The 11,921-nt window shown below is 37.7% G+C and carries 11 protein-coding genes; 4 read left to right on the plus strand and 7 right to left on the minus strand.

Annotated elements, in window-relative coordinates; all coding sequences use genetic code 11:
* Positions 1-226 precede the first annotated feature (226 nt).
* Positions 227-1,540, plus strand: coding sequence for an aspartate kinase (locus FBD94_RS06740; RefSeq protein ID WP_136879573.1), 1,314 nt, complete (start codon positions 227-229; stop codon positions 1,538-1,540).
* Positions 1,541-1,729: 189 nt separating this feature from the next.
* Complete coding sequence (gene lysA / locus FBD94_RS06745; protein ID WP_131610953.1) at positions 1,730-2,881, plus strand: diaminopimelate decarboxylase; 1,152 nt, start codon at positions 1,730-1,732, stop codon at positions 2,879-2,881.
* A gap of 36 nt (positions 2,882-2,917) precedes the next feature.
* Here lysA and FBD94_RS06750 read toward each other — a convergent pair whose 3' ends face one another.
* The 4 genes from FBD94_RS06750 to FBD94_RS06765 form a co-directional block, all read right to left on the minus strand.
* Complete coding sequence (locus tag FBD94_RS06750) at positions 2,918-3,709, minus strand: hypothetical protein (RefSeq protein ID WP_136879574.1); 792 nt, start codon at positions 3,707-3,709, stop codon at positions 2,918-2,920.
* A gap of 42 nt (positions 3,710-3,751) precedes the next feature.
* Positions 3,752-4,132 (minus strand): SRPBCC domain-containing protein, encoded by a 381-nt coding sequence (locus FBD94_RS06755; RefSeq protein WP_131610951.1) that lies wholly within the window; start codon positions 4,130-4,132, stop codon positions 3,752-3,754.
* Positions 4,119-6,746, minus strand: coding sequence for a DUF3857 domain-containing protein (locus FBD94_RS06760; protein WP_169472236.1), 2,628 nt, complete (start codon positions 6,744-6,746; stop codon positions 4,119-4,121). Before FBD94_RS06760 ends, FBD94_RS06755 begins: the two co-directional genes overlap by 14 nt.
* A 91-nt stretch (positions 6,747-6,837) precedes the next feature.
* The gene (locus tag FBD94_RS06765; RefSeq protein WP_136879576.1) at positions 6,838-8,028 is read right to left on the minus strand and encodes an acyl-CoA dehydrogenase family protein; all 1,191 of its coding nucleotides are present in this window, start codon (positions 8,026-8,028) and stop codon (positions 6,838-6,840) included.
* A 98-nt stretch (positions 8,029-8,126) separates the two neighbouring features.
* Here FBD94_RS06765 and FBD94_RS06770 point away from each other — a divergent pair, with 98 nt between their 5' ends.
* Complete coding sequence (locus tag FBD94_RS06770) at positions 8,127-8,498, plus strand: dihydroneopterin aldolase (RefSeq protein WP_131610948.1); 372 nt, start codon at positions 8,127-8,129, stop codon at positions 8,496-8,498.
* A gap of 2 nt (positions 8,499-8,500) precedes the next feature.
* On the opposite strand, the gene FBD94_RS06775 is transcribed toward FBD94_RS06770, so the two are convergent.
* A complete protein-coding gene (locus FBD94_RS06775) occupies positions 8,501-8,983 on the minus strand; it encodes an acyl-CoA thioesterase (protein WP_136879577.1) in 483 nt (160 codons plus the stop codon).
* Positions 8,984-9,070: 87 nt separating this feature from the next.
* Between FBD94_RS06775 and FBD94_RS06780 the strand changes: the two genes are divergently transcribed.
* On the plus strand, positions 9,071-9,505 hold the full coding sequence (locus tag FBD94_RS06780) for an Hsp20/alpha crystallin family protein (protein WP_136879578.1): 435 nt from the start codon (positions 9,071-9,073) through the stop codon (positions 9,503-9,505).
* A 64-nt stretch (positions 9,506-9,569) separates the two neighbouring features.
* Here the strand turns inward: FBD94_RS06780 and FBD94_RS06785 are convergent, their stop codons facing one another.
* The gene (locus FBD94_RS06785) at positions 9,570-11,114 is read right to left on the minus strand and encodes a serine/threonine protein kinase (protein WP_136879579.1); all 1,545 of its coding nucleotides are present in this window, start codon (positions 11,112-11,114) and stop codon (positions 9,570-9,572) included.
* A gap of 9 nt (positions 11,115-11,123) precedes the next feature.
* Positions 11,124-11,918 carry an FHA domain-containing protein gene (locus tag FBD94_RS06790; protein ID WP_136879580.1) on the minus strand — a complete coding sequence of 265 codons (795 nt, stop codon included), beginning with the start codon at positions 11,916-11,918 and terminating at the stop codon, positions 11,124-11,126.
* Between the last annotated feature and the right edge of the window lie 3 nt (positions 11,919-11,921).

Genomic DNA, 11,921 nt, shown 5'->3' on the forward strand with positions numbered 1-11,921 from the left:
TTGTCCTTCCAAATTTTATTTTGTCTATTTTGCCTTTATTAGACGTGTTTTACTTAAATTCACGCCCAATTACAAGTATATGACCATTTTGGTTAAAATTGAAATACTTGAAGCAAATAAATATAGCTATTTATACAGCTTTTAACCTTTAAAAATTAAATAAACCGAAAATGAGACAGTTAGGCTTTGCCTGGGGTTTCAAAATTATTAACAACAACAACGAATTATGAAAGTATTAAAGTTTGGAGGCACTTCTGTAGGAAGCCCTGAGCGCATGAAAAAATTGTTGGATATCATCAATCCAGCAGAAGAACAAATTGTCGTATTGTCGGCCGTGTCCGGTACTACCAATAGTTTAGTAGAGATTTCAGCCAAACTTTTAAAGGAAGATAAACAGGTTGCGTTAAGCTTAATTAACGCATTGCACCAAAAATATAATGAGTTTGTAATCGAACTTTTAACTGCAGGTGAGTTTCGCGAGCAAGGACAGGAAGTTGTGGATTATCATTTCAACTTTTTAAGTACTTTGGCCAATGATATCTTTACACCAGTTGAAGAGAAAGTGATATTGGCTCAAGGCGAATTGTTATCTACTACCTTATATCATATCTATTTAAAATCTATCGGTGTACCATCAGTATTGCTTCCTGCATTGGATTTTATGAAAATTGATGAGGATAACGAACCTGATGTGCCTTATGCGACTAAGCATTTGAAACCGATACTAGATCAGCATAAAGACAATAAGTTATTCATTACTCAAGGTTTTATTTGTAGAAATAGTTTTGGCGAGGTCGATAACCTGCGTCGTGGTGGCAGTGATTATACTGCATCGTTAATTGGTGCCGCAATTTTAGCTGAAGAGGTTCAGATCTGGACGGATATTGATGGTATGCATAATAACGATCCTAGGATTGTAAAAGGTACCAAACCAATTTCACACCTTTCGTTTGATGAGGCTGCGGAGCTGGCTTATTTTGGTGCTAAGATCTTGCATCCACAATCGGTTTTCCCAGCACAGAAATACAAAATCCCGGTTAGGTTATTGAATACCATGGAGCCAGGCGCTGCCGGAACGTTGATCTCTACAGAAAGTGAAAAGGGAAAGATTAAATCTATCGCTGCAAAAGATGGAATTACCGCTATTAAAATCCAGTCGAGTCGTATGTTGTTGGCTTATGGATTTTTAAGAAAGGTATTTGAAATCTTTGAAAGATATAAAACACCAATCGACATGATCACTACTTCAGAAGTAGCCATCTCCTTAACGATTGATTTTACAGATAATCTGGAGAAGATCGTTGAAGAATTACATGACTTTGGTTCTGTGGAAATAGATGCGGATCAGTCGATCGTTTGTGTAGTTGGTGATTTTAGTGCCGAGAAACATGGTTATGCTGCTCGTGTATTGGATTCGATTAAACACATCCCATTAAGAATGATCTCTTATGGTGGAAGTAATTATAACATTTCGTTACTAATCAATACTACAGATAAAACTGAGGCTTTAAAAAGTTTGCACAATAGGTTGTTTGAATAAGAAGAGGCGGATCACCGTCTTCTTATCCATACCAGGATACCAATAGCAACAAAGATGAGTATGATAAAGAACCTGATTCTTCTGTCATACTCTTTTTTACTGATCTTATTATTTCTAAGATCTAAATTGTTGCCGATGTAAATTAAGCTGAGTACAACTAAAAAAAATATAACAAGATATTTGAACATTATGTTTTCTAATAAAGATATATCACACTTCGCAAACTTAGAAACACCATTCTATTATTACGATTTGAGTTTGCTACAGGATACTTTAAATACCTGCGCAGACGCCGCTAAGTTATACAATTTTCATGTGCACTATGCCATGAAGGCGAATTTCAACCAAACCGTTTTGCAAAAGATTAAGGCAGTAGGTTTTGGTGCTGACTGCGTGAGTGGGGGGGAAGTAACTAAAGCTATTGAATTGGGTTTTGATAAGAACCAGATTGTTTTTGCTGGAGTAGGGAAGTCAGACAAGGAAATTAATTATGCTTTAGATCAGGATATATTCTGTTTCAATGTAGAATCTGTTCAGGAGCTGGAAGTGATTAATGAGCTGGCTGCAAAAAAAGGCAAAGTAGCAAGAGTGGCCATCCGTATCAACCCAAATGTTGATGCACATACCCATCATAACATTACCACTGGCTTAGATGAGAATAAGTTTGGTGTAAATGCCTGGGATTTGCCGCAATGCGCAGAAACCTTAAGAGCTTCAGCAAATATTGAATTTATAGGCATACACTTTCATATAGGCTCTCAGATCACTAACCTTGATGTTTATAAAAACCTATGTGTACGCGTAAACGAGTTTGCTTTATGGTTCGAAGAAAGAGGTTTTACCGTTAAGGTGTTAAATGTTGGCGGTGGTTTAGGTATCGACTACCATAACCCTGATCATCAGATCCCTGATTTTAAAAGTTACTTTAAGATATTCTCTGAATTTTTGGAAATTAAAACTGGACAGGAAGTACATTTTGAATTGGGAAGAGCTATAGTTGGTCAGTGCGCCTCCTTGATCAGCAGAGTTTTATACGTGAAGAACGGAAAGAAAAAGAACTTTGTGATATTAGATGCGGGTATGACTGAATTGATGCGCCCAGCTTTGTATCAAGCTTATCATAAAATTGAAAACCTAACCAGAGGTAACGAATTTGCTTTAAAATATGATATCGTAGGGCCGATTTGCGAAAGCACAGATTGCTTCGGTAAAGAGGTAGAGCAACCGGAAAGTTTTAGAGGTGACTTTTATGCCATCAGGAGTGCAGGTGCTTACGGAGAAGTTATGGCTTCGAAATATAACCTTCGTGACGAAATCAGATCAGTCTATTCTGAAGGCTAATCTGATTTCATCATAAAGCTAAACAGCTCAGGTAAATTAAAAGGAATAACCTAAAGATAATTTACTTGAGCTGTTTAAGTTTCCAGACAATTCATAAGAGAAAGAAAAGTTGTTCAGCTTTAGGTAGTAATTGAATGACTTTGCTATAGATGGAGTGGTTATTGTTCTATCGAAGCTATTAGTAAGACCAGGTGTACCTCCTATAAATACCCGGAAGGAATGCTGGATATTTTTGTTCCTGCTACCATGAAAGATAATTTCTGAGGACAAGCCTGTCGTCCACACATCGATTTTATTAGATATATATGAATTGGTGTAATTTCCAGCTCCATATTTTTCTTTCCTGAAATCAGCATAACTTCCCATTTCTCTGCTAATTGAATTTTCCCAATTGATAACTCTGAAATTGGTATTTCCTGTACTCGACAAAACTTGATAACCAATACTTGTCTTTAAACCTATACCACTTATGTTTTTATTAAATGAAGGAATGTAATTCTTCCTGTCATCTGGATCGGAGATTTCAGCAATCTTATGACTGGCTTCACCTAGATAACCGAAAATACCATATGCAAAATTGAAGGATTTGTAAGTATGTCCACGGTGTAGGTTTAACATGCCCATCGCAAAGCTGATTGCATTTTCTGGAGAAGCTGAACCAATAAAACTACCGGTAATGTAAGTTTGTGCTGGTTTATCGTCATCCGCCATGGGCCTAGCCATATAGCCCATATTGTTTCCGGATATTGCAGGTGATAGATATGATCTACTGCAAGAACTGAAACCCAATGCTACACAAAGCAGCATTGGGAATGTTATTTTTTTCATGAAGATTAATTGCTATTTAATAATGGAATTGCTCATTTGTTATTAGTCTTCAAAGAAGTCTAATAAGCCACCTAGATAGTACTCGTCTAAACCTTGGGTAAAATCGTCGAAATCCTCATCGGGTATATTAGTTTGTACAAATTCCAATGATGTTCCTCTCTTATCCTCGTGCAATTTGATGGTTACTATTGAGGGTTCGCTTTCTTCTCCAAAATACCACTGTTGCACTATTTTCTTTCCGTATTCGAATTCGAGGTTTTTGCCCACAATATCGCCATCCCAAAAAGAAAACTCCGTTCCCGGTTCTTCTGTAAATTCAACCTCAGCACCAGTCCACAACTTAATACTTTGCGCCTTGGTCATCGCTAGATATACTTCTTCAGGAGAAGCAGGGATCTGATAATACTTTTTAAAATTTTTCATGATTGTTGATGTCCGAATTGCTTACAGGTGCTTGATCATTTATTGATTCCTCTTCAATAATTGTTTCAACCCGCTCTGTAAATAATTGATCATTGTTTTTTTTAATTATTGCGCTTTTCCATTCTATTTCAGGATAGGTAAAAACAAAAGTTTCCTTTACTTGTTCCGATCGCTGTAAATACAATATCCAGGCAAAACTAATGGTTATTGAAATAAATACATTGATAGATTCATTTGCATCTGCAAATGGTGTCTTATTGGAATATGCAATTAGCATCCCTGAAATAAAATCAATTACTGTAAAAGTAATGAAACCTATTGAAAAGTTTATGTAAAGGCGGGGAAAGCGCTCTCTTTTGTTGAAAAATAGGATGATACATAGTATAGCAGCAGCAATTAATAATGCAAAGCCTACACTTTCTATAATGAACAGTCCTTTGATCAGGTATTCATACTTTAGCGTAGCAATACCATCCCAAATGCTACCATTAAAATAACCCAGAGAAAATAGTTTGTAAGCAAGTCCAATTGGTAATGTGATCATCCTTATGGCCAGAAGAATCAACCATCCGCTTATAGGCTGTGCATACTCAATTCTTTCGAGGTCAAATGGAGCACTTTGTTTATAAAGCCCCATAAAGTATAAACCTGAAGCAATAAAAGTCAGTATAAAAGCAACCAGCGTATATGGATTAACGTCTAATGTAGGATCGATAACTTTTCGATCTACATAATAGGTTAAATATTCAGAGATTTTTTCTCTATCCTTTACGTATTTTTTTATGTTAGAACCCTCAATATACGCTTTAAGATTACGCAACTTATAATGGAAGGTTTGTGTTTTTCCTAATTGGCTACGATTCAATTCAAAAGAGTATTGATCGTTTTCCAGTTTAAATTCACCATTACTTCTTTTCGACTCAAAAGGCATTTCAGCCGTGATGATTTGCTCAAGATCGGTCGGGAATTTTAATAACAAAGGGGCCGGACGGTTTTTTGCCGCAACTTTTTGCAATTGATGACGAATCAGGTCGCCATAAAATGCTACATATTTTTCACCTGTTTTAGTGTCTTCTTCCCAAATGTCATTGATTTTATAACTTTCAGTTACTTCAATCGTATTTGTTTGTTCATTATCACTAAATTTTAAAGGTTGGTCCACCTCAATATCGGTATAGAGGTCAGCATAATATTCCGCATAAGATTTTTCAATTTCAGCGGCCCCTGATTCCGCAAGTTCCTGCCGCATATTATTGGCATAGTTGCCTGTGTATGTTGTTTTGATAAGCAGGGTAGATGCCTTATCCGATAAGGTATCAGCTATATTGAACTTAAGATGAGCGATCTGTTTGCCTGCGGCTGTGGTTCTAATTTGCTCCAAAGCATTGTTTCCTTTTTTCAAAACCAGGGCATAACCATAATTTGGAAAATAAAGTTCTTTAAATTTACCACGTTGATAAGAGATGGTTGGATCTATCCAGGTTTTTACTTTTTTCCGATCTACCATCACCACCACATGATTGAATACGAATGGACTTGGTAAATATTCGTTGGTTTTTATGGTACTATAGGTATCAACATAGGCACTATAGGCCTCAATTCCTTTTGCTTTTAATAAATGCACAAGTAGCAAAGATTTATCTTTACAATCGCCATAGCGTTGCGCTATTACCTTTTCCGGAGAATTTGGGCGATGGGAGTATATACCCATTTCAATGCCCATATACCTGATTTCATCTTGAGCGAATCGGATTGTTGATTCAATATACTTTGTCGTATCTGCACCAGCTTTTTTCCATAGCTCTTCTGTTTTTTTATTCAGTAAAGGAGTTTTAATATTGCTATAGTCATTCACACTAAGCCCCCAATTTACTACCTCATTCCAATTCTTGTATTCGGTGAATTGCGTTCTTTTCTCTGTGTTGTACCAGGATGGTTCAAAGTCTGCAACACGGGATGTCTTCGTTAATTTACTTTCCCATTCATACATTTTTAAACCATCTTTTTCAGTGATCTTAGGTTTATCAATGAAATTGAAGTTTTTAAGGCTTAAGTTTCTTTTCTTATCAAATATCAGATTGTTGTAAAGGTGACCAATACTGCTCGATCCTTCAAAATAAATCGTAGCTGCTAATTTCTTCCCATATATTGGATTACTTCCTTTAACTGTATAAGCGTACTCTATGCGGTCACCCTTTCTAATGTCGTTTAGTAATAAGAATGCATCATATGTACCTCGATAAATGAATTTCGAAAGGTCTTTTTCTTTTTGTAGAATTTTAAACTTATTTGTGATAAGTTGATCAAGAGGCTGATTGTCTCGCCAAACGATCACTTTATGTAATACAAGCTTTTGGAATCCTGGATCGTATGTGATCGATATTTGAGATGCGTTTTGCACTCCGGCATCAGAAACTATTTCCCTAATGAGATGTGTATATTCTTCGTCTAGTTCAGCATGGGTTTGATTCTCATATAAAGCCAAAAAATAACCATCTAATATGTCCTTTGCTTTAGGCTTTAAGCCCTGACTGTTGAGTTTAACAATCCAGAGTGGATCCTTTCGGTCTATAGAAAAATTCTTCCCCTGACTAAAAGCAGATAGAGTAACCAAGGATAGATTAAGTACAAAAAACGCTTTTAAAAAGCAAATTGAGAGCGCCCTGAACCGCATAGTTTAAATGTTAAGTCGTTAATTTAGTTGATTATTTAAACGCATTTAATCCGGTTACGTCCATTCCGGTTATTAGTAAATGTATATCATGTGTCCCTTCATAGGTCACTACTGATTCTAAGTTCATCATGTGGCGCATGATCGAGTATTCGCCGGTTATACCCATACCACCTAACATTTGTCTGGCGTTTCTGGCTACATCCAAGGCAATTTCAACACTGTTTCTTTTAGCCATTGATATTTGTTCCGGTGTTGCCCTGTTTTCACTTTTAAGCACACCTAAGCGCCATACTAAAAGCTGAGCTTTTGTAATTTCAGTGATCATCTCAGCCAGCTTTTTTTGCTGTAACTGAAAGCCACCAATAGGTTTACCAAATTGTATACGCTCTTTTGAATAACGCAAAGCCGTATCGTAACAATCCATTGCTGCACCCAGGGCCCCCCAGGCAATACCATAGCGGGCCTGATTTAAACAGCCTAGTGGACCTTTTAATCCGGTAATATCAGGGAAGATGTTCTCTTTTGGAACCTTCACATTGTCAAACACAAGCTCACCTGTAGCCGAAGCCCTTAGGCTCCATTTACCATGAGTTTCAGGTGTAGTAAAACCTTCCATACCGCGTTCCACAACCATTCCTCTTATTTTTCCCGATTCATCTTTTGCCCATACTACTGCGATATCCGCAAAAGGGGCATTAGAGATCCACATTTTTGCACCGTTTAACAAATAATGATCGCCCTTATCTTTAATATTGGTTACCATTCCGCTTGGGTTCGATCCATGGTCAGGTTCAGTTAAGCCAAAGCAGCCCATCAGTTCACCTGTGGCCAGTTTCGGTAGGTATTTGCGACGTTGCTCTTCGTTGCCATAAGCAAATATAGGGTACATCACCAACGAACCTTGTACGGAAGCTGTAGATCTGATTCCAGAATCTCCACGTTCAATTTCCTGCATCAATATGCCATAAGCCATATAATCTAAACCAGCACCACCATATTCCACAGGAATGGTAGGACCGAAGGCTCCAATTTCACCCAATCCATGAATGATATGTTTTGGAAACTCAGCTCTTTGGGCATAATCTTCAATAATCGGACTTACTTCTTTTTTTACCCAATCTCTGGCTGTAGAACGAATTAGTTTATGTTCTTCAGATAGTAGTTCATCTATAAAATAGTAATCAGGGGCTTCGTAAAGATCTTTTTTCGCAGATTTGTTCATTGTTTCCTCTATATTTGGTTTAGCAATCGGCCATATATTCAAAGGTACTAATTTCGAGGTATGGCTGTTAATCCCTTATCAAAAATTAATATTACCTCATGTCCCAAGATCGTAATTATATTCAGACTGTTGCACTTAAAGATGTTAAATGTTTTGCTTTACACGGCTACTACTCGGAAGAGCAGCTGACGGGCATTTATTTTATGGTTGATGTTGTGGTAGAATTTGCACCTTTTGGTGATACTGAAAATTTACAGCATACCGTAAATTATGAGGTATTAAATACCATTATATTGGAGGAAATGGCCAAAACGCAGAAAATGCTGGAAACGGTAATCAAAAATATAATCGATCGCAGCATTGATGCTTATCCATTCGTTTTGACTGCGACTGTGGGCATAAGAAAATTAAATCCTCCTATGCCCGGCGAAGTAGGGCACTCATTTGTGCAGCTAAGTTATAAAGCTTAAGGTTATAGTTGTTCAAACGAAATCATTTTTTCCCGCTCATTTTTTGGTATTGGGAAGGAGCTTTTAGTCGCATAATTGAAAGCTACGCAAGTAGTTTTTCCTCGATTACAGATCTCTTCTTTACCGTGTACCAGTTTTACCAGTATATATTCCAGGTCGAAACTGCTGTTTCCAATTCTGGATGTTCGTACATATATGCTGATCTTATCTTCTATAAAAACGGGTAAAATATAGTCTAGCGAAGCCTGAGCAATTACGACTCCGGTTTTTTTCCAGTCCCACTGAATTGCATGGTTCCAGTATTTAGCTCTGGCTATTTCCATGTAGGTAAAATACACGGCATTGTTCACATGACCCATCATATCGAAATCTGCAAATCGGGTTTCCAATGCCGTTTTATACTTAAAACTGTCTAAAGTTTCGATTAGTTCTGTCTTTTTGTCTTGCTCTTTAGTTTTTTTACGCCAAAATGTCTTAAAAATCATAATAAATAGGGTTGGTATAAGAGTTGAATAATGGGTTATATATAAAAAAACAAAAATTTATAAAAGCTTAAGATAGGAGAAATAATCATGACACTAGTAAAATTTAATAACAGAACCAGGAACACTGCACCTTATTTTAACAATGTTTTCGACTCATTGTTTAGTGAAGCATTGAATAAGAACTTAACTATTAACAAAATTCCGGGTGTAAACATCTTAGAATCTGATGTAAATTACAAGATTGAATTGGCTGCACCGGGCTTAACAAAAGAAGATTTTCAAATTAACCTGAAAAAAGATACGTTATCAGTTTGGGCAGAGAAACAGGTTAGTGAAACTGAAGAGAAAAAAGACTACACAAGAAAAGAATTTGAATACTTTTCTTTCGCAAGATCATTTGTATTGCCAGAAAGTGTAGATGGAGATAAAATTACAGCTGAGTATATCAATGGTATTTTAAACATTACCATCGGTAAAAAAGATGATTCTCAATCAGCTGCAAAAGAAATAAAAGTTTCATAATTGGTTAGTTTTGTTTTTAAGGTAATAAGGGCATGTCGAAAGACTGCCCTTATTTTTTTGCCCTTTATTCCTTAATCTCTTTAAGATCGATCTTGTTTAACCAGCCTTTAGTAACCTGACCATCTTTATTGGTATGTGTTACGTAAATAAAGCCGTTATCTTCTTCAATTACGTTAAACTTCGCATTGTTCCATAAGCCCAATACGCTATTTTTAGTGGAGTTACTACTTGCTGCTTCATAGAAAACTACAACTCCTTTAGGTAGTTGATACTTTTTACCTTCACTAACAATTACAGTTCCTGTCTCTTTAGCTTTCGCTTCAGCTTGCTTGGCAGCTGTCGCCATTTGTGCTTCGTACTCTTTTTTTAAACTATCTATTTCCGCTTTTTGTGCTGCCGTATCAATAGCCACAGGCTGAATCTGAGTAGTCGTATCGGTATGTTGCTCTTGGGCAATATCGCTGGTGTCAACTTTTGCAGGGGCTACCGTATCCAGCATAGCTTGATGTTTCTCACCATCGCTTTTCATAAATAATCCGTAGGCAGAAAGCATACCCAATATAACGATAGACAAGATCATGATGGCAAACACCGGTTTAGATAAGCTAACGCTATCCGAAGCAGGTACAGGTACTACCGTTGATTTGCCTTCTTTCTGATAAAAAGGGGCAGGAGCTGCTACCACCTCTTCGGGTGCTACCAAGTCTCCACCACGGTGGATAATGGCATCTTGCAAGGCCGCACCATTGGCATATCGCTTTTCAGGACTCTTCTCCAAACATTTCTTGATCACCTGCAACAACCATTGGGGAACATACATTTCCTTTTTCTTCTTTTCCGCATCCCAGCTTTCTGGCAAACGGTTTCTGCGTAAAGCCATCAAATCAGGAACTGCAGCTTCCATATGCGAAAGCATAACCTGATTACGCGAACTCTCATTCTTGTTGATCAGTGGAAAAGGAACGGTACCAGCTAGCAATTCATAAAGTATAATGCCATAGCTGTATATATCCGTCTGGAAAAACATTTCACCATCATGCTGCTCCGGGGCCATAAACTCTACAGCACCAGCATGTCGTAAACTGGTCCTGCGTTGCTCGTCAGACATAACAGCCAAGCCAAAATCTAACAAAACGTAATTACCTGTATCAGTATTGAACTTTACATTATTACTTTTTATATCCCCATGTTTAATACCCACACGGTGACAATGGGCAAGCGCATTGGCCAATTGCTCTGCCAGCTTAATTAGCTCATGGATGGTAAAGATAGGGCTGTGTGGCGGCATTAAAAGCTTCTCCAGATCAGGGCCTTCAATGTATTCCATTTCTATGAAAGGGAAGGAGCCGCTTTCAGTAAGTCCCGACCCTAGTATTTTTACCACATTGGGATTGGGTACCTCATTTACCTTTTTCAGCTTCTCAACCTCATTTTTAAATTTAATGAAGTTCTTATCGTCCTCACTTTCTGTATGTATAGGGGTAGGCATAATCTTCACCGCTGTGATGATGGTACCCACACGTTTACCCTTATAAACAGAGCCCTGACCACCTGTACTCAAGGCGCCAAGATTTTCTAATCCTTCCGTTATCGTAAAAACTTTACTCATTATACAATATTAATTATTATCAACGTCATTATAGCTAAATTCTAAAACTGCAAGCTCACCCAGAATAATCTGGTCACCTTCCAGTAAGGTATGGCCTAGCTCCACTACATTCAATTTCACAGGGTTATGGTCGCCCACTGATCTGATCTTTACCTTGTTTCTTGGCGGTATACCACCTTCATCTGCAAATAAGAGAAAAGAACCGGTATTGCTGTCCCATTCAATATGCGCATGCTGTCTGCTGATGAATTTATTAGCTTCATTTGTACTGACATCAGGAAAAGCAATATGGTTGATGCGGAAAAAGCCATCGCTCACCTGCACCTTATGCTCTCTACCAATATTGATTTTACCATTTTCCGGACCAATCTTATAAAGCATTTTCTCCGATTCCCCATTCAAAGTGCGAATGTACGCAGTTTTTGATTTGGTAACCACTACATGCTCCGGAGTTCTGATGTAAAGCGAAGCATTTATGCCGCTCAGCTTTATGGCATCAGTAGATAGCTCTTCCACAAAGTTGATTTGCATGGTCCAGTTTTCAGGCAGATCAATAGCGAAATCATCCACTATGCGCTGTATCTCATTCTTAAACCGACCTTCATCTTCCGCAAATACAGCCGATTCGTACATGAATTTCTCCGCCGGCAAACAAGCAATCAGCAAAGCTAAGCCCTTAATATGTTTGCCTTCGCCACCTTCAAGCTTTTGCAATTCCTGTTTTATAGCCGTCAGCAATTGCTCCCTAATGGCCTTTACGTCCTGTGGTGGTTCTGGATTGCGTTTGTTAAATAGATTAAACATATA

Origin of the sequence: Pedobacter hiemivivus (assembly GCF_005144565.1) — a bacterium.
GTDB classification, from domain to species: Bacteria; Bacteroidota; Bacteroidia; order Sphingobacteriales; family Sphingobacteriaceae; genus Pedobacter; species Pedobacter hiemivivus.